Raw genomic sequence first — 22327 nt, forward strand, 5'->3', positions numbered from 1 at the left:
ATACTGACGTCTGGGGTTTTCCGCATCGGTCGCGTTTCTCATGCAGGGCCGATGCCAATGTCTGTTCTCTCGCTTGCCGATGTCTATCGCGCTCGACGCCGTATCGAAGGGCGCGTGCTGCGCACGCCGCTCGTCGAATCGCCCACGTTGTCGGCGATTGCAAAAAAACCTGTCTATCTGAAGCTCGAAACGGTCCAGCCGACGGGCAGCTTCAAGCTGCGCGGCGCGACCAACGCGCTCGTGCGTCTTGCGGAAACGGGGTGCAAGCGCGTGGTGACGGCCTCGACGGGCAATCACGGGCGCGCCGTCGCGCATGCGGCGCGCGCGCTCGGCATCGAGGCGGCTGTGTGCATGTCGTCGCTCGTGCCTTCGAACAAGGTCGAGGCCGTGCGCGCGCTGGGCGCGCAGGCGCGCATCGTCGGCAAGAGCCAGGATGACGCGCAGGTCGAAGCACAACGCCTCGTGCGCGAAGAAGGCTATGCGTATGTGCCGCCGTTCGATCATCTCGACGTCATCGCCGGACAGGCGACCATCGGCGTCGAGATCGCGGAAGACTTGCCCGATGTCGCGCACATCGTCGTGCCGTTGTCGGGCGGCGGGCTCTTCGCAGGCATTGCATTTGCGTCGAAGCAGATCAATCGCGCGGTGCGCATGACGGGCGTGACGATGGAGCGCGGCGCCGCGATGCACGCGAGCCTCCAGGCGGGCAAGCCTGTGCTCGTCGATGAAGTCGAGTCGCTCGCGGATTCGCTGGGCGGCGGCATCGGGCTCGACAACCAGTACACGTTCCCGATCACGCGCGAGCTGATCGACGAAGTCGTGTTGCTCGACGAAGCGACGATCGCGCGCGGCCTCGTGCATGCGTACGAACACGAACGGCTCGTGCTCGAAGGCGCGGCCGCCGTCGGCATCGCGGCGCTGCTCGCGCAGCGTTTGCACAATGCCCCTGATTTTCAAGGCCCAATCGTGCTGATCGTGACGGGCGCGAATATCGACATGAACCAGCATCGCCGCATCGTGCGCGCTGGCTGAACGAATTGCATGGGACCAGAGTAAGTGCTCTGCATGGGGCGGGAGTAAGTGCTGAAGCACCAACTCCAGCCGACAGCTAAAGCGCCAACTCTGGTCGACAAAGGAGACACTGCATGACTGCCATTACTCTCTTGGGCGAATCGCAATTGCGCGAACTCGTACCGCTCGATCTCGCCGCAATCGATCAGGTCGAATCCGCGTTTCTGTCGCTTGCCACGGAGCCCGTCGCGATGCCGCCCATCTTGCGGCTCGATCTGCCCGAGCATCGCGGCGAAGTCGATGTGAAGACGGCCTACCTGCCGCGCTTCGACAGCTTCGCGATCAAGGTGAGCCCCGGCTTCTTCGATAACCCGAAGCTCGGTCTGCCGAGCCTTAACGGACTGATGCTCGTTCTGTCCGCGAAAACAGGCCTCACGGAAGCGGTGTTGCTCGACAACGGCTATCTGACGGCCGTGCGGACGGCGGCCGCAGGCGCCGTCGCGGCGCGCTGGCTCGCGAAGCAGCAGGCGCCGAGCGTTGCCGTGATCGGCGCGGGCGAGCAGGCGCGTCTGCAATTGCAGGCATTGTCGATGGTGCGAAAGATCGAGCGCGTCAAGGTATGGGCGCGCAATCGCGCGAACGCCGAGCAATTCGCGGCGGACATGTCCGCGCAATTGCACGTTGCCGCAGAAGTCGCGCGCGACGTTCATCACGCGCTCGCCGAAGCCGACATCGCGATCACCACGACGCCGAGCACCGAGCCGCTGATCCAGGCCGCCGACCTGCATCCCGGCCTGCACATCACGGCGATGGGCTCGGATGCGGAACACAAGAACGAAATCGCGCCGCAAGCACTCGCAGCGGCGCGCTACGTATGCGATCGCGTCACGCAGACGCGCGTGCTCGGCGAACTGCATCACGCGATCGAAGCCGGTGTCGTCGATGCGGATGCGAGGCACGCAGAGCTTGGACAGGTCATCGCAGGACAGGCCAAAGGACGCACGAGCGACAGCGATATCACGCTGTGCGATCTCACGGGCACGGGCGCGCAGGACACGGCCATCGCGACCCTCGCCGTCGCGCGCGCCCGCGCGGCCAACGCAGGCACCATTTTCCGTAACGACATGAAGCGCTGAGAGGAAACCATGTCAGATACACCCCAACAGGCGGCGACTCCCGTGGTTCGCCTGCCTTTCGATCGCGCCGAATACGACGCACGCATCGCGAAGACACGCAAGGCGATGGAAAAGGCGCAGATCGATCTGCTGATCGTCACCGATCCGACCAACATGGCGTGGCTCACGGGCTACGACGGCTGGTCGTTCTACGTGCATCAATGCGTGCTGCTCGCGCTCGACGGCGAGCCCGTCTGGTACGGCCGCGGTCAGGACGCGAACGGCGCGCTGCGCACCGTGTTCATGAAGCGCGAGAACATCATCGGCTATCCCGATCACTACGTGCAGTCCACCGAGCGTCATCCGATGGACTATCTCGCGCGCGAAGTGATCGAGGCGCGCGGCTGGCAGTCGCGCCGCATCGGCGTCGAGATGGACAACTACTATTTCAGCGCCGCCGCCTACGCATCGTTGCAGCGCAATCTGCCAAACGCGACGTGGCGCGATGCGACGGCGCTCGTCAACTGGCAGCGCGCCATCAAGTCGCCGCGCGAGATCGAGTACATGCGCATCGCCGCGCGCATCGTCGAGAAGATGCACACGCGTATCGTCGAGCGGATCGAGCCGGGCATGCGCAAAAGCGATCTCGTCGCCGATATCTATTCGGCGGGGATCACGGGCATCGACGGCTACGGCGGTGACTATCCGGCGATCGTGCCGCTGTTGCCCACAGGCGCCGATGCCGCCGCGCCGCATCTGACCTGGGACGACTCGCCATTCGAAAAGAACGCGGGCACGTTCTTCGAAATCGCCGGCTGCTTCAAGCGCTACCACTGCCCGCAGTCGCGCACGGTGTATCTCGGCAAGCCGCCGCAGCATTTCATCGATGCGGAAAAGGCCGTGGTCGAAGGCATCGAAATGGGGCTTGCGGCCGCGAAGCCGGGCAATACGTGTGAAGACATCGCGAATGCGTTCTTTGCGGTGCTGCGCAAATCGGGCATCGAGAAGAACAGCCGCTGTGGTTACCCCATCGGCGCGAGCTATCCGCCGGACTGGGGCGAGCGCACGATGAGCCTGCGTCCCGGGGACAAGACGGTCCTCGAACCCGGCATGACGTTCCACTTCATGCCGGGCCTGTGGCTCGACGACTGGGGACTCGAAATCACGGAGAGCATCCTGATTACCGAGTCGGGTGTCGAGCCCTTCTGCAACACGCCGCGCAAGCTGTTCATCAAGGAGTAGTGCAATGCGGGCATCACCCATTCATGCCACTGTCGATTTCGAAGCGGACGGCGAACAGCACGGCTTTCTGAAACTGCCGTATTCGCACGACGCTTCCGCGTGGGGCGCCGTGATGATCCCCATCACGGTGATCCGTCGCGGCAATGGTCCGACCGCTCTTTTGACAGGCGGCAATCACGGCGACGAGTACGAAGGTCCGATCGTGCTGTCGAAGCTCGCGTCGACGCTGAAGGCAAGCGAGGTGACGGGACGCGTGATCATCGTACCGTTCATGAACTATCCGGCGTTTCGCGCGGGCAGCCGTACGTCGCCGATCGATCGCGGCAATCTCAACCGCAGCTTTCCGGGCAAGCCGGACGGCACGGTGACGGAGAAGATCGCCGACTATTTCCAGCGTTATCTGCTGCCGCTCGCGGACTATGTGCTCGATCTGCACGCGGGCGGACGCACGCTCGACTTCGTGCCATTCGCAGCCGTGCACGTGCTCGACGATGCGAAGCAGCAGGCGCGTTGCGAAGCGGCGATGCGCGCATTCGGCGCACCGTATTCGATGCGGATGCTCGAACTCGATAGCGTCGGTCTGTTCGATACGGCTGTCGAAGAAGCGGGCAAGGTGTTCGTGTCGACGGAACTGGGCGGCGGCGGAACGGCGACGGTCGCAAGCGTCGCCGTGGCCGAGCGCGGCGTGCGCGGCTTCCTCGCGAATGCGGGTGTGCTGTCGGCGGCACCTGCCGACGACGCATCGATGCGCACGACGACGTTGCTCGACATGCCCGACGGCACTTGCTACACGACGAGCGAGCACGACGGCCTGCTCGAATTGTGCAAGGACCTGGGCGACAGCGTCGAGGCAGGCGAAGTGATCGCGCGCGTTCACGACGCGACGCGCACGGGCGCAAAGCCGTTCGAATATCGCGCGAAACGCAGCGGTCTGCTCGCGGCACGGCATTTTCCGGGACTCGTGCATATCGGCGATACGGTGGCCGTGGTGGCCGATATCGTCGAGCGCGGCATTCCCGTTTCGACGGCCGCCGCGAAAAAGTAAGGGCACGTGCCGATGATGAAACTCGATCGCTACGATCTCGCGATTCTTCGCATCCTCGCGCAGGACGGACGCATCACGAAGTCGCGTCTTGCCGAGGAAGTGAACCTGTCGATCTCGCCTGCGTGGGAGCGCGTGCGGCGGCTCGAAGAGAGCGGCGTGATTCGTGGCTATCGGACGGATATCGACTGGGCACGCGCATTCAAGGGCAGCCGCATCATCGTCGAGGTGACGCTCGCGCGGCATACGGCGCAAGACATGCGCCGTTTCGAAGAGCGCGTCGCCGCCGCCCCCGAAGTGACGCAATGTCACGCGACGGGCGGCGGGGTCGATTACGTGCTGCACGTGATGTCGCGCGACATTGATCACTATCAGCGCTTTATCGATGCGCTGCTCACGGATGAGCTGGGTATCGAGCGTTACTTCACGTACATCGTGACGAAGGTCGTGAAGAACGTGCCCGAGACGATGCCGGACTGGGCCTCGGATGCAATCAGCGGCGGCGAATAAAGCCGTCGATGCAGTGCTAAACGGGCGGCCAAAAAAACTTCGCGTAGCGCCGCGCTAAAACAGAAAAAACACACAGCGCCGACGCTCCGAACCAAAAAAACACGATGCGTATCGCCCGTACAGTAACAGTCAGATAACGCACATAGGAGATCGTCATGTTGCTGGGTCATCCCGTTCTGTTCAAGTCGCTGTGTTACGTCGATGGCCGTTGGGTGCATAGCGAAACGGCATCCACGGTGGCCGTGCAGAATCCCGCGGATCAGGAAGTGATCGGCCACGTGCCGATGCTCGAAGCGCCGCAAATCACGCAAGCCGTCGACGCCGCACAGCGCGCGTTCGAAACGTGGCGCTGGGTGCCCGTCGCGAAGCGCGCGGCCTTGCTGTTGCGCTGGCACGAACTCATCTTGCGCCATCAGAACGATCTCGCGGGCATTCTCGCGCTCGAACAGGGCAAGCCGCTCGCAGAAGCCGCCGGTGAAATCGCGTATGGCGCGAGCTTCATCGAATGGTTCGCGCACGAAGGCAAGCGCCTGAATGGCCGCACGATTCCGACGCATATCGACGGCGCGCATCTCGGCACGATGATGGAGCCCGTCGGCGTGGCCGCATTGATCACGCCGTGGAATTTCCCGAACGCGATGATCACGCGCAAGGCGGCGGCGGCACTGGCGGCGGGTTGCACCATCGTCGTGAAGCCCGCGCACGAAACGCCGTTCTCTGCGCTCGCGCTTGCGCAACTCGCGGAAGAAGCGGGCTTTCCGGCCGGCGTGTTCAACGTCGTGCTCGGCGAACCGCAAATGGCGATGGAAACGCTCGTGCGCGATCCGCGCGTGCGCACGGTGAGCTTTACGGGTTCGACGCGTGTCGGCGGACTCGTGATGCAGGCCGTCGCGCAAAGCGGTATCAAGAAGACGGCGCTCGAACTGGGCGGCAATGCGCCGTTCATCGTGACGGAAGACGCCGATCTCGAACAGGCTGTGCGCGTCGCCGTGGGCGCGAAGTTCCAGACGTCGGGCCAGGACTGCTGCGCGGCGAATCGCATTCTGGTTGCGCGCCCGATTTACGACGCTTTCGTCGAGCGCTATGCGCAAGCCGTGCGCGCGCTGAAAGTCGGCTCGGCATTCGAAGCGGGTAGCGAAGTAGGTCCGCTGATGCACCAGGCCGCGTTCGACGCAACGGTGCAACGCGTCGAAGATGCACGGGCGAAGGGCGCGCGCATTGTCGCGGGCGGTGCGCCGCATGCGCGCGGCGGCTGGTTCTTCGAGCCGACCGTAGTCGCCGATGCGGGCAAGGGCATGCGCATCTATGATGAGGAGAACTTTGCGCCCATTTCCGCTGTATCGCCGTTCGATACGCTCGACGAAGCGATCGCCCGCGCCAACGACACGGAGTACGGCCTCGCTGCGTATCTCTGCGCAAAGGATATGAACACGGTGTTCCAGGTGATTCGTCAACTGGACTTCGCGATGGTCTCCGTGAACGGCGTGAAGTTCACGGGCGCACCGATTCCGTTCGGCGGCATGAAGGCATCGGGCCTCGGCCGCGAAGGCGGACTCGAAGGTTTCGAGCCGTTCGTCGAAACGCGTTACTACTGCCTCGGTCAACTGGGCTTGCCTGTCGCCGACGCTGCTTCTTGTGCTCATCGGCCCCACGCCGCTTGAGACTTGTCATTCAACTATCGATCAGAAAACGGAGTTTCCCATGACCCAGCTCGATCAACTGTTTAGCGCGGACCGCGCTCACTTCATGCACCCGTCGACGCACGCTCACGATCACGCGAGCGGCGCGCTGCCCGGCCGTATCGTCACGGGCGCGAAGGGTATTCGCATCGAAGACCATCAAGGCAAGTCGTTCATCGACGCGTTCGCCGGCCTCTATTGCGTGAACATCGGCTATGGCCGCACGGAAGTCGCCGACGCGATCTACGAGCAGGCGAAGAAGCTCGCGTACTACCACACGTATGTCGGCCATTCGACGGATACGATCATCGAGCTGTCGTCGCGCATCATCGACTGGTCGCCGAAGGGCATGAAGAAGGTGTACTACGGCATGTCCGGTTCGGATGCGAACGAAACGCAGATCAAGATCGTGTGGTACTACAACAATGTGAAGGGCCGCCCGAACAAGAAGAAGATCATTTCGCGCCAGCGCGGCTATCACGGCTCCGGCATCGTCACGGGTAGCCTGACGGGCCTGCCGAGCTTCCATCAGCATTTCGATCTGCCCATCGAGCGCGTCAAGCACACGGTATGTCCGCACTGGTATCGTCAGGCGCCCGCGGGCATGAGCGAAGCGCAGTTCGTCGACTATTGCGTCGAAGAACTCGAGAAGCTGATCGCCAGGGAAGGCGCGGATACGATCGCCGCCTTCATCGCCGAACCCGTGATGGGCACGGGCGGCATCCTGCCGCCGCCGGCCGGCTACTGGCCCGCGATCCAGAAGGTGCTGAAGAAGCACGACATTCTGCTGATCAGCGATGAAGTGGTGTGCGGCTTCGGACGTCTGGGCTCGAAGATGGGCGCGCAGCACTTCGGCATCGAGCCGGATCTGATCACCGTCGCGAAGGGCCTGACGAGCGCGTATGCGCCGCTGTCGGCCGTGATCGTCGGCGAGAAGGTATGGGACGTGATCGCCCAGGGCTCGCAGGAACACGGCCCGATGGGACATGGCTGGACGTATTCGGGGCATCCCGTTTGCGCCGCTGCGGCGCTCGCGAACCTCGACATCCTCGAGCGCGAGAAGCTCACGCAAAACGCGGCCGACGTCGGCGGCTATCTGCTCGCGCAGATGCACGCTGCGTTCGACTCGCATCCCCTCGTCGGCGAAGTGCGCGGCGCAGGCATGCTGGCTGCTCTCGAATTCATGGCGCATAAGGAAGAGCGCCGTCCGTTCGATGCTGCGTTGAAGGTCGGTCCGCGCGTGTCGGCTGCCGCGCTGCAACGCGGTCTGATTGCGCGTGCGATGCCGCACGGCGACATCCTTGGCTTTGCGCCGCCGCTCATCACGACGCGCGCCGAAGTCGACGAAATCGTTTCGCTGACCAAGGCCGCCGTCGATGAAGTCGCATCGCAGGTGCTCAAGGATACGGCCACGGCATAACAGCGTCGTCGCTGAATTGCAATTGGCGTAATCGAGTGAGAAAGCGGCCCCATGCACGACGAGTGCATGGGGCCGCTTCGCATTTGTGCGCATTGCGTGTTATAAGCCCAAAGACAGGCTTTTCGTTCCTGAACCGGAAGAATGTCTTTGGAGACACGCATTGAAACTAATCGATAAAGCAAAGTTCTCTGCAACAGCCCTGGCAGTGGCCGGGCTTTTCACAACCTCCGCGGGATTTCTCGAATCCGCACCGGCCTACGCCAAGGCCCCTCCCAAACAGCAAGTCGTACTCGATGCATCGGCCGTGGCCGTCGCGGACAAGTACAGCGCCGATGCCGCCGAGCAGATCTTCAAGGAAGGCGGCAATGCCGTCGATGCGGCCGTCGCAATTGCGTTCACACTGGCCGTCACGTATCCCGAAGCGGGCAATATCGGCGGTGGCGGTTTCATGACGCTGTACATGAACGGCAAGCCGTATTTCATCGACTATCGTGAGCGTGCGCCGCTCGCTGCGACGCGCACGATGTATCTCGACGAGCAGGGCAACGTCATCAAGGGCAAGAGCCTTTATGGCTACGATGCCGTTGGCGTGCCGGGAACGGTTGCAGGCATGTGGGAAGCGCAGCATCGCTTCGGCAAGCTGACGTGGAAGCAGGTGCTGGCGCCCGCAATCAAATATGCGCGCGATGGATTCGAAGTCGACGAGCAGCTTGCGCAGCGGCGCGAAAATGCGGAAAAGGACTTTGGCGACAAAACGAATTTCGACACCTATTTCGGCAATCTGAAACAGGGCGTCAATTTCAGGCAGCCGGATCTTGCAGCTGTGCTGACGCGCATCGCGAATCAGGGCGCACGCGAGTTCTATAACGGCAAGACGGCCGACCTGATCGCGGCGTCGATGAAGAAGGGCCACGGCCTCATCACGAAGCGCGACTTGCAGGAGTACAAGGCCGTGTGGCGTCAGCCCGTCCAGGCGAACTGGAACGGCTATCGCGTGATTACCGCGCCGCCTCCGAGCTCAGGCGGTATCGGCCTCGTGCAATTGCTGAAGATGAAGGCGGACCGGAAGGACGACTTCAATAATGTCGCGCTCAATTCGCCGCAGTACATCCATCTGATTTCGGAAATCGAAAAGCGCGTGTTTGCGGACCGCGCGCAATACCTTGGCGATCCCGACTTCTATAAGGTGCCGATTACGCAACTGACCGACGATGCGTATATCGCGAAGCGCGCATCGGAAGTGAACCCGACCACGCCGTCGGACACGAAGAGCGTGCAGCCGGGGCTGGGCACGTCGATGCCCGAGAAAGCCGAGACGACGCATTTCTCGGTGGTCGACAAGTGGGGTAACGCCGTCTCGAACACGTACACGGTCAACGGTTATTTCGGCTCGGGCGTCGTGGCGGAAGGCACGGGTATCGTGCTGAACGACGAGATGGACGACTTCGCGTCGAAGCCGGGCGTGCCGAACATGTTCGGCGTGGTGGGCAGCGACGCGAACTCGATCGAACCGAAGAAGCGTCCGTTGTCGTCGATGACGCCGACCATTCTGACGAAGGACGGCAAGGTGTCGCTCGTGATCGGCACGCCGGGCGGCTCGCGCATCTTCACGTCGATCTTCCAGGTGATCAACAACGTGTACGACTTCAACATGCCGTTGAACGAAGCCGTTGGCGCGATGCGTTTTCACCATCAGCTGCTGCCGCCGAACACGATTTTCTGGGAGCCGTACAAGCCGATCGACGGAGACCTCGCGAAGCAGGTCGAAGCGAAGGGCTACACGTTGCAGGCACAGAATTTCAACGGCGACATTCAGGCGATCAAGATCAACGGAGAGACGCCGCAACCCGTATCCGACCCACGTGGACGCGGTGTGACGCGAGTGATACCGTAACAGCGTGACGTGCATCGGCACGTCGTGTTGATTCGCTTTGCAGCGGGCATTGCCGGAATGGCAGTGTCCGCTGTTTTCACTTTCAGCAGCGGGAGAGAGCGATGAATCAGCCAGTCAAACAGAACGATGCAGCCGGGCCGCGCTTCGAAGGATTGAGCGCCGTTACGCTGGCCACGCACGACATGCAGCGCGCCGTTGCGTTTTACCTTGCGCTTGGGTTTCCGCTTTCTTATGGCGGGCCGTCCGAAGCATTTACGTCGTTTGCATTCGGCGGCACTTATCTGAATCTGATCGTCGACACGCGAGGGCCCGTTCTGTGGTGGGGACGGGTTATCGTTCACGTGTCCGACGTGGACGCCGTCTATCGCAACGCGCTTGCGGCGGGATTCACGCCCGAGGCCGCGCCCGCCGATGCTTCATGGGGCGAGCGGTACTTTCATATTTGCGATCCCGATGGACATGAGATCAGTATTGCAAAGAGGCTTTAACGCCTTTCGTCTGCGGCCGCGCAAACGCAAGGCAAGCCACTGCTGGCGCGCTGTTGGGCGCATCGGCAGATGGAGTAATATGAATGATACCCACAATCGCCACAATCACAAGAGCCCACGCGCAGAGTAACCCCCTTCCGTGGAATGGAAGAAACCAGGAGCCACTGTGATGAAGGAATCCGAGCAGGAATTTGACGACGCGGCGCTCGCCGCGCGGCAGCGCCGTTTCGAAGAAGACCTTGTCGACGCGTACGACGAGGAACTGGAAATGGAAGTGGACGACCGTATTCTCGACGGCTCGGAGGGCTTTACGCCCGAGGCACGCGAAGCCCGCAAGCACTATTTCCGCGAGTTGTTCCGGCTGCAAGGCGAACTCGTCAAGCTCCAGGACTGGATCGTCAAGACGGGTCATCGCCTCGTCGTGATCTTCGAGGGCCGCGATGCGGCAGGCAAGGGCGGTGCGATCAAGCGCATCACGCAGCGACTGAATCCGCGTGTATGCCGCGTCGCCGCGCTGCCCGCACCGAACAACCGCGAGCGCACGCAGTGGTACTTCCAGCGCTATGTGAGCCATCTGCCCGCAGGCGGCGAAATGGTGCTGTTCGATCGCAGCTGGTACAACCGCGCGGGCGTCGAACGCGTCATGGGCTTTTGTAACGACGACGAGTACGAAGAGTTTTTCCGCTCAGTACCCGAATTCGAAAAGATGCTGGTGCGCAGCGGCGTCCAGATTCTCAAGTACTGGTTCTCCATCACCGACGAGGAACAGGAAATCCGCTTCCAGGCGCGCATTCAAGATCCGCTCAAGCAATGGAAGCTGAGCCCGATGGACCTCGAAAGCCGTCGGCGTTGGGAGGACTATACGCAAGCGAAGGAAGTGATGTTGCAGCGCTCTCATATCCCCGAGGCGCCGTGGTGGGTCGTGCAGGCCGTCGACAAGAAGCGTGCGCGCCTGAACTGCATTCATCATCTGCTGAGTCAGGTCCCGTATCACGAGATCGAACATCCGTCCATCATGTTGCCGGAACGCGTGTATCACGACGATTACATTCGTCAGCCTGTGCCGTCGACGATGATCGTGCCAGAAGTCTATTGATCGATACCCGGTTGATAGGTCCTGGTCATAGGCCCTGGTCATAGGCCCTGTTCATAGGGCTCAAATGAAAGCGCGGCTTGCTGGCCGCGCTTTTTTGTTTGCCCTCGCGGGCGAAAGGCCGTCGATCAGAAGGTATGCCGGAACACCCAGTACAGGCACGCCGACAACGCAATCGACGCCGGCAGTGTCAACACCCATGCCAGCACGAGGCTGCGCACGGTGCCCCATTGCAGCCCCGAGCCGTTTGCAGCCATCGTGCCTGCAACGCCTGAGGACAGTACGTGCGTCGTCGAGACGGGCAGACCGTAGACGTCGGCGGCACCGATCGTCACCATCGCGACGAGCTCGGCCGACGCACCCTGGCCATAGGTCAGATGCTGCTTGCCGATCTTCTCGCCCACCGTCACGACGATCCGCTTCCAGCCCACCATCGTGCCGAGACCCAGCGCAATCGCCACCGCGACCTTGACCCAGGTCGGAATGAACTTCGTCGCGTGATCCATCTGCTTCTTGAAGTTGTCGATCGCTTTGGCGTCGCCCGGTGCAAACGCGGGCTGCTTCGCTTTTTCCATCAGACGGATCGCTTCGGACGCCACATACATGTTGTTGCGAACGTTATCGACCATGTCTTGCGGCACGTTCGCCATCGAACCGGACGCGCTGACCTGCTGGCCGATCTGTTCCGACAGCTTCTGCAGTGCGGGCACCGTCGCGGGCGTCAGTTGACGCGTGCGCACATAGTTCTCCACTTCGGTGCGTGGTGCTGCGACGGGCGGCGCGCCCTCGGTTGCATACTTGCCGAGCGTCGCGGAAGCTTGCTGCGAAACGGCGAGGAACGTCTGCGTTTCCGTTGCATTGACAGCCTTGTTCAGCGCATAAGCCGTCGGCACCGTGCCGATCAGGATCAGCATGATGAGGCCCATGCCCTTCTGTCCATCGTTCGAACCGTGCGCGAATGAAACGCCCGTGCAGGTCAGAATCAGCAACGCGCGAATCCAGAACGGCGGCGGCTCTTTGCCCTTCGGCTCGGCATAGAGTTCGGGCACGCGCACGACCGCCTTGAGGATCAGCAGCAGCAGCGCTGCCAGCAGGAAGCCGACGATAGGTGAAAACAGCAGCGATTTGCCGACACCGAGCGCTTGCGCCCAGTCGACGCCGCTCGTGCCGTTCGGGCCGTGCAGCATCTGGTTCATCAAGCCGACGCCGATGATCGAGCCGATCAGCGTATGCGAACTCGACGACGGCAAGCCGAACCACCACGTGCCGAGATTCCAGATGATTGCGGCGATAAGCAGCGCAAAGACCATTGCAAAGCCGGCGCTGGTGCCCACCTGCAGAATCAGTTCGACGGGCAGCAATTGAAGAATGCCGAATGCGACTGCGCCCGTCGAAGTCAGCACGCCGAGAAAATTCCATGTGCCCGACCAGACGACGGCCACGCCAGGCGTCAGCGAGTGGGTATAGATGACGGTCGCGACCGCGTTCGCCGTGTCGTGAAAGCCGTTGACGAATTCGAAGCCGAGCGCGATCAACAGGGCAATACCGAGAAGCAGATACGGAACAAACGAACCCATGCGCACGGATTCGAGGTCACCGGTCAACTGGAACGCGCAATAGATGACGCCCGCGACAAGCGCGATCAAAAAGACGGCGACGCCTAAATTGCGGTTCTTCGCGGTTGCAGTACCTGGTTGCGGATAGGAGAGTTCCGGCATGGCCTGGGCCTCGGGGGAAGGTTCGGGGGATTTACGATGCTGCAAGGGCAGTATGTCTGTACGATGACAACGGCGTGACGGATGCTGCCCCTTAACGTTTATGCCCTGAATCAAGGGGTTTTTGAACGGCGATGCGCGCTCGTCCGTGCATGCGATGTTGTAGTGCCTTAAAAGAAGAGCGCGTTGGCTAAAGCGCTAAAACGCCTGCTTGGCTTCGAAACATTGGCGGCATCGGCCGTGCCACTGACAAGCGGCCATTGATCACACCAGGCCTCGATCAACCTCTTGTGGGAAAACAACACACACGAGCGACAGAAGCGCTTCCACCCATTAATTGGGCTCAATGCAGGTTGCGGTGCTGGTATTCTTTTTATATCAATCCACGACCTTGCGTCTGCATTGAATGCAAGGCCCACATACCACGCGCAATGACCGTCGCGCGTGCCTGAATTCCCCGCAGTCACTTGCTCAGAGAGCGATGAAGTTGGCAACGAATAGCAAGGCCGCGCAAGGGACACGCTTTGTCGAGCGCATCTACCGTTTGCGCATTGCCGGGCTAGGACTTGGTTTCTTCTGTGTCGCTTCCGTATTCGCGCAACAGCATCGCGGATTCGTGCTGTGGGCGCTGCTCGTGTTCCATGGTTTCTTCTGGCCGCATGTCGCGCGGCGTGCCGCTCTTGCCTGTTCCGTGCCCTCTCGGGGCGAGCGCGTGAACCTGATGGTCGACACGCTGCTGGGCGGCTTCTGGGTCGTCGCGATGCAGTTCAATGTGCTGCCCAGTGTACTGATTCTCGCGATGCTCAGCATGGACAACATCGCGGCCGGCGGTCTTCGGCTATTTGCACGCGGCGCGGTCGCGCATGTACTCGGATTGCTTGTGGGGCTCGTCACACTGGGCTTTATCTTTGCGCCAATATCGCAGATGCCCGTGGTTCTCGGGTGTCTGCCGTTCCTTGTCGTTTATCCGCCCGCTTTCGGTCTGACGAGCTACCGGTTGTCGCTCGAGCTTGCGCAGCGCACACGGGAACTGGAACGTCTGAGCCGGACAGACGGCTTGACGCGCTTGTGGAACCGGCGGCATTGGGAAGGGCTGCTCGCCGACGAATTCGAACGATGCCGCGCGAACCGCTACGCGTCATGCCTTCTGCTGATCGACCTCGACCACTTCAAGCGCATCAACGATACGATGGGCCATCCTGCTGGAGACGCTGTGCTACAGGCATTCGCGGATCTGCTGCGCCGCCATTTCCGCGCGGGCGACAGCATTGGACGCTACGGCGGAGAGGAGTTCGGCGTCGTGCTGCCGGGTGCGACGTTGCGCGAAGCGCATGCCGTCGCGAAAGCACTCGTGCAGCGCGTGCGGGAGAAGTGCAAAGAAGCATCGGCGGAATGTCCGTGTACGATCAGCGTGGGTATCGCCCAACTCACCGACGATATATCCGACTATCACACGTGGCTGCTGGAGGCCGACCGCAGCCTGTATCAGGCGAAGACGACGGGGCGCGACCGGATCGTCGTCGGCGGGTTTGCACCCGTGCAGGAAGCCGCGCGCGGCTAAAGCGGCGCGTCGCGCTAACGCAGTCTCAAGACACACGCCTGGAGAATAGTGCTCAGGCGAAGCACCTTTGAAGCACGTAAATAACGCCCGCAAATTCGAACGGAACAGCGCCCATTTGACGACGTAGCAGATCGGCCGATCGCACGCGTTGAGGCGCTTGCCGACACATGGAATCGCGTACGCATTAAATGCGCGCTTCAGGAAACGGCGCCTCTCGGCGCAATACCGCGCAGTGTAATGCCGCGCTCTTTGCGCACCGCGCGGCTTTTTTCGTGCGTGGGATGCGCGACGCTCTCTTCCTCGGCGCTCGAAGGCTCGACCGCATAGCCACGCCGTTCCCATGCGTCGAGTCCGCCTTTTAGCGCGCGCACTCGCGTAAAGCCCTTGCTTCGCATATGCTGCGACAACGCCTTTGCCGTGACGTCGTCGGCGCAAACGCAATAGACGACGACATCGCGTGCAAGCAATGCGGCGTCGACGGTGCCGGGCGAATTGATGTCGAGCGGCAGTGCGCCCGGAATGCGCTGCGGCGCCTGTGCTTGCACTGCTGCAGGGCGGGCGTCGAGCACGATGGGCGGCTTGTCGGCGTGCATCATCGCATCGAGCTGTTCGGACGAGACGGGCGCAAGCGACAGCGGCTGTTGCAGCCGCCAGCGCTGGATCAGGCGGAACGCCAGATACGCGACTGCGATTGCGAACAGCACATCGACGATCGTCCAGCCATGAGCCCGCACTTCGAAAATCAACAGGCTGAGCTGATGCTCGAATATCGCGCCGCCGAGCAACCAGAACGTCGCCCACGCGACGATACCCACGGCATCCCATGCGAAAAAAATCACGGCGCCGACGCGCGTCGTGCCCATCAGCGGCGGCGTGATGATCGCAAGCCCCGGCACGAACTTCGACACCGACACGATGGCCGGGCCGAGGCGAACGAAGAGCGCGCGCGCTTTACGCATGTGCACTTCGACAGCAGCCGACAGGCGGGCGAGCGCGCGGATCAGCCGTCGGCCGAGCAGGCGGCCCGCCAGGAACCACGTGCCGTCGCCGATCAGTGCGCCTGCGAGGGCCGCTGTCAGCACGTGCCAGAACGACAGATGGCCATTCGCGATGGCCGTCCCCGCAAGCAGCAGCACGGGCACGGCGGGCACGGGAACGCCGAGGCGCGTGAGCAGCACGTTCGCGAAAACGACGGTTGCGCCCCAGGTTGATATTGCCGATGAGTGGAACTCGACCAATTGCAGCGACTCCTTGGCGCTCTGCATCGCTTCGCGTCTCGCGTTGCCTGTCGCGTGATTCGCGCCGGCAGCCGCTCATTGTTGCACGGCTAAACGCATCGCGCGTGTCAGCGTAAGAGCGCACCAAGCTTGAGCCAAGAGAACACGCGACACTAGCGCCGGTTCGACGCAAGCAGCGTGACAGGAATGTCGGTGCATCCGATGCTGTGCGAGATTTCGAGCTCTCGCCACTCGCCGTCATGCGACTTCGACGAAATGAGCGGATCGAGTTGCCGGTCGGTGCGCAACACATTGAAGGGCCACGACGGCCTCAGCAGCCGTTCGTGTACGAGCGAGCCGAGCCAGATCGGTGTGGGCACAATGCCATCGCGGCGCGCAACGGCATAGCCCGTGCGCCAGAAGCGCAGCACGTCGCGTTCGTCGCGGCGCTCGCGCGGTCTGCTGAATACGAGCGTCGACGGTTCGCCGTCGTTGAGCTTAGGCAGCACGGGCAAATCCATCGCGGGCACGTCGGGCGACACCAGCGAGAACAGGCTACGCGCATTGAAATGCGTGCCCTCCATCCAGCCGCGGCTGCGCAGCTGCGCGACGATCTGCTGCGGATCGGCTGTCCATTGCACGGTGATCGGCTCGCGCCGGTCGCCTTTCATGTCGGAGCGGTAACAGGGAAAGATCTTCCACAACGAGTCCGTCCATTGCGCTTGCGTGACGACGACAGGAGGACGCTCGCGCGCGGTTTTCGGCATATCCGGCTGGCGTCCCAAGCTGATCTGCACGCCCACGCTCGCGCATAGCACCGCGAGCAGTATGGCGGGCATGGCTTCGCGCAACGGCGGCGTTTCAGGATGCCGCCATACGGCCGTCAGCGCGACCACGGCCACCCAGACGGCCGCGAATGCCGCGCCGCCCACGGCATCGGAGAACGCGAAGCGTCCCGAGTACAGGCCCGCGAACGCGATGACGATCACTGTCAGCGTGGCAAACGCCGTCACTGCGATGCCCGTCAGCATGCCGACACGCCGCGCGACGACGAACGCGAGAAAGCCGTACACCGTGACGCTCGCCGCAACGTGATTGCTGGGAAACGCGTAGATATCGGGTTGCGTGGCGGCCGGCGGCGTGTGATGGACGATGACCTGGATCGCGAAGATCAGCAGTTGCGAGAACAGCACGGCAATGAGCCAATAGATGAGCGTGCGCCAACGCTTCTCATAGGCCATCAGAATGACGGACGTGATGACGAGCGCCATCAGCGTCGGAATGCTGCCGAGCGTCGAAGCGCGCGCAAGCGCTTCGTCGATCCACGGCGCGCGTGACGATTGCAGGAAGCGATAGACGGACATGTCCACCTGAACGAGCGGATCGCCCGCCACGACGTCCTGCATGACGCCAAAGAATACGCCCGCGCACAGTAGCACGAACACCGAGATGCCGACGAGCAGGCCAATAGCTTCGCGTTCGGGATCGACGATCCGATAGATCAGCCGGCCATAGGGTGCTTCGTGATTGCGTGCCCAGTGCAGGATGCCCTGGCGCGATGCGCTCGCCCATGCCCGCGCATGCGAGACCACCACGCGCATGACCCAGAAGCAGACCCACACGAGGGCGACGACGATCGCAAGCGCGGCGACGAGGCGGAACGATACGGCACCCGCCAGCTGGATCGACGCGCCGAATACGACGCCGGGAAGGATATGCGCGGGGGCCCATAGCAATGCCGAGAGCAGGTTCATTGCGTAGAAGCGCGCGGGCGGCATTTCGAGCATGCCCGCGACCACGGGCACGACGGCACGCAGCGGCGCGGCGAAGCGTGCGAAGACGACGCTTTTTGCACCGTGTTTGTCGAAGTACTTCTGGCCGCTTTCGAGCAGGCCCGGATGCGTGCTGAACGGCCAGAACCTGCCGATTCTGTCCTTATAGCGGTGGCCGATCCAGTAGCTCATTCCGTCTCCCGCGACGGCGCCTGCAATCGCACACACCAGCAGCCAGCCGAGATTCAGCGTGCCCGTTCCGACGAGCGCGCCCGCAATGAACATCGCCGTGCTGCCCGGCACAAACGTGCCGACGATAGCGACGGCTTCGAGAAAGGCCGCAAGAAAGACGACGACCAACGTCCACGCCGTATGGCCTGCAAGCAGGTGCAGCAACTGGACGTACGCGTGCTCCATCGATTTCTCCGGGTATTGAAGCTGCTATCCAAGAGCACAGCGACGCAGCACGGTGACGCGCATGACGCGCAAATCGTTCCATGAAAGTCTACCAGTGTGCTCACGCCGGGCGCAGACATGCGGCTGTGCATCACAAGCAGGATCTAAAGACTCAACGTTCGAAAGCCCCTGCTTATTCTTGCGACTTGCAATGCCGTGGAGGCGACGCTTCCAGGCACGACGTTTCAAGGCGGTTTCGACGGGGCGCCAAAGCCGCTTCAATGTTCTTTAAAGCGCATCAAAGCCGCCTTGCCGGCCAGGTGTTACAAACCTTATGCGGGACTTAAGGGCGAAGGCGATATAAACGCGCAACGATTGTCTTATTCATACTTCAAAACCATAGCGCTTCTAAGCAATTCCGTGGCATAGTCGGCCTATGCAATTCAAAGGGAGGCAATAATGGCGACATTGGAATCTATCCAGGCACGTATAAAGAAGCTGCAAACCCAGGCCGAAGCGATTGTCGCGCAACGCGCTCAGGGCGCGCTCGACCAGATCCGCGAACTGATGATCAAGCACGGTCTCACGACGGAGGATATCGAGCGGCGTGCAAAGGCACGACGCGATCGCGTGCTCGCAGAGCGTCTCGGTGTTTCAGGCGGCAAGGCAAAGTCGGCGACGGCCACGAAAGGCAAGTTGCCTCCTAAATATCGCGATCCGAAGACAGGGGCGACGTGGAGCGGTCATGCGCGTCCGCCGGCATGGATCAAGAATGTGAAAGACCGCAGCAAGTTTCTGATCGATCCGGCTGAGGCTGTTTCCGAACCGGCTGTGACCGTCAAGGCAGCCGCGAAAAAAACGGCTGCAAAGAAGGCAACCGCAAGGAAGACCGCGGCCAGGAAAACAGTGACGGCAAAGTCCGCGGCGAGCAAGGTCGCGAAGAAAGCGTCCGTCAAGGCAGCCGGCAAGAAGACAGCAGCCAGAAAGACCGCTGCAAAGTCAGCCGCGCCGACGGCTGCAAAGAAAGCGGTCGCCACGAAGACGGTCGCCAGGAAAGCCGCCGCAGCTAAGACGCCCGCAAAGAAGGGCGTCGCAAGAAAAGTGAGCGCGAAGAAAGCGCCCGTGAAGACCGTGGAGCCTGTCGTTGAAACGCCGGCGGCAGTACAGGCGCCCGCCGAGACTACGGGCGAGGCTTGAGCTGCGCGTCTGACGCAAACGCTTCGATACGACCCGGCCGGATCTCACGAGGTCCGGCCATTTCCCTGGGCGCGGTGCATTAACCGCCGCGCCGTCACTCGCAGCCGGCGCGATGCCGGCTCGCTTAACGGCAGTTCTGCCGCTTTCTGCGTCTTTAAAGCAGCATTCGAATAGACGCATTTCCATACATCGGTCCGATCCGTTGGTGCTTCGTCGTCTGGGTGTCAATTTGCCCCATCAACATGCGTTCTTCGAATGTTCTCGAAGACGCGCAAGCGGGCGGCGCGCAGGTGCGCGAAGTGGCAACTGAGATGGTCGCCGCTCGCCAGGCTTATCTGAAGAAGCCAGCGATCGCGTGTACGGAATGGTTTTCCGGCGCGCAGCCGCTTTGTTTTTTGTTCTCGCGAATCGGCTCAGACGTCTTCGGGAAAGCTCGCGCGCCCTTGCGTCATATCGCGCAGTGCTTCGCGCGCGGCGTCGATGGCGGTGATGGGCATGCGTATCGTCAATTGCACGCTCATTCCATACGCGCTTGATTCGAGCGTGTGATTTTCCTGTTCGATCCAGCGGCGAACGCGTGCTTCGTCGGGATAGCCGATTTCGACGCTCAGCGACGCGAGCGCAATCCGCTCGACGCGCGGCGCGTCGTGCAGCGCGGTCGCGATGGCGTCGGTGTAGGCGCGCACGAGGCCGCCCGCGCCCAGCTTCACACCGCCGTAGTAGCGCACGACGGCGGCCAGCACGCCGTCGAGATCGTGGTGACGCAGCACTTCGAGTATCGGTCGGCCTGCCGTGCCGGACGGTTCGCCGTCGTCGGACATGCCGGACTGGCCGCCCGCGAGCAGTGCCCAGCATACGTGCGTGGCAGTGGGGTGCTCCGCGCGCAGGCGCTGCAATTCCTCCATCGCGGCGTCGCGGTCGGCCACGGGAATCGCGTAGGCAATGAAGCGGCTTTTGCGGATTTCGAGTTCCGCGTGAAGCGTCGAGGGCAGCGTAAAAGTCGGCAAAGCGGGCGGCGAACGGTGATTTAAAGGCGCGGGTGCATCCGACATATTAACGGATGTGCGAGCGCGGCCTGTCTTCGAGGATGGATTTGCCGCTTGCATTTTGACTCATGCGGAAAGAGTCTCTTGCTCACTTGCATGATGACGCGACGGCAGCGCAAGCCGATAATGCACCGCATGACGGATCTAGCTCTGGCTGGAGCGACGCCGGACTCCTCATCCGGTGATCCGTCAACCCTCCACTTCAATTCAGCGAACTGCGACATCGCTGAGACCGTTGCTGCATAAGGCGTTCCACCTGAGTTACCCGTCCGCGACGAGCCGATGCCCAGCAGGATGCGCGTGAGCCAGAAATGCGCGACATCGACGCCCAACATGCCGACTGCAGCCGATAGGGCTGTGAGCGCCAGGCCGGCCATGACCACCCGATGCGCACCGAAGCGCGTAATCAACCGCCTGGTAAAGAAGCTCGGAGCGTACATAGCGATGATGCGTCCAACCTCGGCATTCAATGGCACGCTTCGGGTTTGTGGGCGCATCGGCTCTCGTGCTCGAATGTCACTACCCGGAAGAAAAGGCACGCGTGCAGTCGCTCAATGACTTCGTCGTATTCGGAACGATGGCCTTGGGCTCGTTCCTGTCGGGTGGCCTGCTGACGGCATATGGATGGGACACGGTGCTTCGGCTGTCTTCTGTTCCGCTCGTACTGGCTGTCCTCGTTCTCGCTGGCTCGACTGCGGCGCGCAACGGTGGCGCATCGGTGTGATCAATGCGCCACGTTTCGGATGTCTGACTTCGGCACGAGGGGTAGCCTGGGTTTCTCAATCGCCTCGATAGCGGGGCAAAGGATCAGGCTGCCCGGAAAGCAGGCATCGAGAAAAATTATCGAAAACTGCCTGCATTTCGATCGAAGTTTGCAGAAAGCTCCTCGCGACTGATTTTGGCTACTGTGCCGCGTCATTACGATGGTTACAGGGCGAGCGCAGTGTTGCCGAGCCCAACGGGTCGCGGGTTCTGTCGATCCGTTCCCCAGCCAACCTATCGTGAGTACGACCATGCAACTATTCCGGCCATTGATTTGCCTCGCGTCCCTGATGTTTTCCTGCAACCTCTCGCGGCTCACGCAGATCTCACGGTAAAGATCGGGCAGGTTTCTCCGCTGACTGGCGAACTCTCCCACATCGGAAAGGACGACGAGAACGGTGTGCGGCTCGCGATCGAAGATCTGAACAGCAAAAGGATTCGCATTGGCGGGCAAAACGTGACGTTCGTGCTCGACTCGCAGGACGATGCGGCCGATCCCAAGACGGCGGTGACCGTCGCGCAGAAGCTGGTGGACGACGGTGTGGCGGGCGTCGTTGGACATGCGAACTCCGGGACATCGATACCTGCTTCCAGAATCTACTCGGATGCCGGCGTCCCGATGATCACCGAATCGGCAACCAATCCGAAGCTCACGCAGCAAGGATTCACGACCGTGTTCCGTATGGTTGCGAATGACGTGAGGCAGGGCTCGGTCATCGGCTTGTATCTGGTCCGCGATCTTGGCGCGCACAAGGTTGCCATCGTCGATGACCGTACCGCGTACGGTCAAGGTCTTGCCGATGAGGTCGAAAAGTCAGTCAAGGCTGCCGGAGGCAACGTGGTCGCCCGCGAATTTGGCACCGACAAGACGACGAACTGGATGGCGATTCTCACGACCATCAAGAGCCGTCAACCAGAAGGTATCGCTTTCACGGGTGGCGACACGCAAGCCGCAGCATTCGTGCAGCAGGCACAAAAGCTTGGGTTGAAGGTCAAGTTCATCGCCGGCGATGAAGCGTGTACCCCGCAGTTCATCAAGCTGGCCGGCTCGTCGATGAACAACGATACCTACTGCACGCTGGCGGGTGTCCCGCCTGCAAAAATGCCGCAAGGACCCGAGTTCTTCAAACGCTATCAGCAGCGCTTTGGTGTCCCCGTGCAGCTATA

At 61.8% G+C, this 22327-nt stretch carries 16 protein-coding genes and 3 pseudogenes; 14 read left to right on the forward strand and 5 right to left on the reverse strand.

The features are described 5' to 3' along the window. The first annotated feature begins 57 nt into the window (after window positions 1–57). From eutB to ppk2, 10 genes are all read left to right on the forward strand, one after another. A complete protein-coding gene (eutB, locus tag BMW76_RS16635) occupies window positions 58–1032 on the forward strand; it encodes a hydroxyectoine utilization dehydratase EutB (RefSeq protein WP_090866868.1) in 975 nt (324 codons plus the stop codon). A gap of 113 nt (window positions 1033–1145) precedes the next feature. Further along, the gene (locus tag BMW76_RS16640; protein ID WP_090866870.1) at window positions 1146–2147 is read left to right on the forward strand and encodes a cyclodeaminase; all 1002 of its coding nucleotides are present in this window, start codon (window positions 1146–1148) and stop codon (window positions 2145–2147) included. Window positions 2148–2156: 9 nt separating this feature from the next. Further along, window positions 2157–3368: an ectoine hydrolase DoeA gene (gene doeA / locus BMW76_RS16645; RefSeq protein ID WP_090866872.1), complete on the forward strand. Its 1212-nt coding sequence runs from the start codon at window positions 2157–2159 to the stop codon at window positions 3366–3368. 4 nt (window positions 3369–3372) lie between these two features. Beyond that, window positions 3373–4413: a N(2)-acetyl-L-2,4-diaminobutanoate deacetylase DoeB gene (gene doeB, locus BMW76_RS16650; protein ID WP_090866874.1), complete on the forward strand. Its 1041-nt coding sequence runs from the start codon at window positions 3373–3375 to the stop codon at window positions 4411–4413. A 15-nt stretch (window positions 4414–4428) separates the two neighbouring features. Beyond that, window positions 4429–4920 carry an Lrp/AsnC family transcriptional regulator gene (locus BMW76_RS16655; RefSeq protein WP_090866948.1) on the forward strand — a complete coding sequence of 164 codons (492 nt, stop codon included), beginning with the start codon at window positions 4429–4431 and terminating at the stop codon, window positions 4918–4920. 155 nt (window positions 4921–5075) lie between these two features. After that, on the forward strand, window positions 5076–6581 hold the full coding sequence (locus BMW76_RS16660; RefSeq protein ID WP_090866876.1) for an NAD-dependent succinate-semialdehyde dehydrogenase: 1506 nt from the start codon (window positions 5076–5078) through the stop codon (window positions 6579–6581). Between the two features lie 40 nt (window positions 6582–6621). Then, window positions 6622–8019, forward strand: coding sequence for an aspartate aminotransferase family protein (locus BMW76_RS16665; RefSeq protein ID WP_090866885.1), 1398 nt, complete (start codon window positions 6622–6624; stop codon window positions 8017–8019). 160 nt (window positions 8020–8179) lie between these two features. Further along, entirely contained in the window at window positions 8180–9913 is a 1734-nt protein-coding gene (gene ggt, locus BMW76_RS16670) for a gamma-glutamyltransferase (protein WP_090866887.1), read from the forward strand. A gap of 101 nt (window positions 9914–10014) precedes the next feature. Beyond that, window positions 10015–10401 carry a VOC family protein gene (locus BMW76_RS16675; protein ID WP_090866889.1) on the forward strand — a complete coding sequence of 129 codons (387 nt, stop codon included), beginning with the start codon at window positions 10015–10017 and terminating at the stop codon, window positions 10399–10401. 169 nt (window positions 10402–10570) lie between these two features. Further along, window positions 10571–11497 carry a polyphosphate kinase 2 gene (gene ppk2, locus BMW76_RS16680; RefSeq protein ID WP_090866891.1) on the forward strand — a complete coding sequence of 309 codons (927 nt, stop codon included), beginning with the start codon at window positions 10571–10573 and terminating at the stop codon, window positions 11495–11497. A 125-nt stretch (window positions 11498–11622) separates the two neighbouring features. On the opposite strand, the gene BMW76_RS16685 is transcribed toward ppk2, so the two are convergent. Further along, window positions 11623–13212 (reverse strand): inorganic phosphate transporter, encoded by a 1590-nt coding sequence (locus tag BMW76_RS16685; protein ID WP_090866893.1) that lies wholly within the window; start codon window positions 13210–13212, stop codon window positions 11623–11625. 478 nt (window positions 13213–13690) lie between these two features. Here BMW76_RS16685 and BMW76_RS16690 point away from each other — a divergent pair, with 478 nt between their 5' ends. Next, on the forward strand, window positions 13691–14770 hold the full coding sequence (locus BMW76_RS16690) for a diguanylate cyclase (protein ID WP_245763255.1): 1080 nt from the start codon (window positions 13691–13693) through the stop codon (window positions 14768–14770). A 197-nt stretch (window positions 14771–14967) separates the two neighbouring features. Here BMW76_RS16690 and BMW76_RS16695 read toward each other — a convergent pair whose 3' ends face one another. Both BMW76_RS16695 and BMW76_RS16700 read right to left on the reverse strand, forming a co-directional pair. Next, on the reverse strand, window positions 14968–16035 hold the full coding sequence (locus BMW76_RS16695) for a VTT domain-containing protein (RefSeq protein WP_090866895.1): 1068 nt from the start codon (window positions 16033–16035) through the stop codon (window positions 14968–14970). A 125-nt stretch (window positions 16036–16160) separates the two neighbouring features. Continuing rightward, on the reverse strand, window positions 16161–18176 hold the full coding sequence (locus BMW76_RS16700; protein ID WP_090866898.1) for a bifunctional DedA family/phosphatase PAP2 family protein: 2016 nt from the start codon (window positions 18174–18176) through the stop codon (window positions 16161–16163). A 438-nt stretch (window positions 18177–18614) separates the two neighbouring features. On the opposite strand from BMW76_RS16700, the gene BMW76_RS16705 reads away from it, so the two are divergent. Further along, window positions 18615–19352, forward strand: coding sequence for an H-NS histone family protein (locus tag BMW76_RS16705; RefSeq protein ID WP_090866901.1), 738 nt, complete (start codon window positions 18615–18617; stop codon window positions 19350–19352). Window positions 19353–19765: 413 nt separating this feature from the next. Here the strand turns inward: BMW76_RS16705 and BMW76_RS16710 are convergent, their stop codons facing one another. Together BMW76_RS16710 and BMW76_RS41875 are read right to left on the reverse strand one after the other, a co-directional pair. Continuing rightward, complete coding sequence (locus BMW76_RS16710; protein WP_090866903.1) at window positions 19766–20404, reverse strand: IMPACT family protein; 639 nt, start codon at window positions 20402–20404, stop codon at window positions 19766–19768. A gap of 272 nt (window positions 20405–20676) precedes the next feature. Next, a pseudogene (locus tag BMW76_RS41875) lies at window positions 20677–20847 on the reverse strand (MFS transporter); the annotation flags it as partial. Between the two features lie 29 nt (window positions 20848–20876). Here BMW76_RS41875 and BMW76_RS16720 point away from each other — a divergent pair. Continuing rightward, window positions 20877–21122: pseudogene (locus BMW76_RS16720) on the forward strand (MFS transporter); the annotation flags it as partial. A 289-nt stretch (window positions 21123–21411) separates the two neighbouring features. Beyond that, a pseudogene (locus tag BMW76_RS16725) lies at window positions 21412–22327 on the forward strand (branched-chain amino acid ABC transporter substrate-binding protein); the annotation flags it as partial.

Origin of the sequence: Paraburkholderia diazotrophica (genome assembly GCF_900108945.1) — a bacterium.
In the GTDB taxonomy this organism is placed as follows: domain Bacteria; phylum Pseudomonadota; class Gammaproteobacteria; order Burkholderiales; family Burkholderiaceae; genus Paraburkholderia; species Paraburkholderia diazotrophica.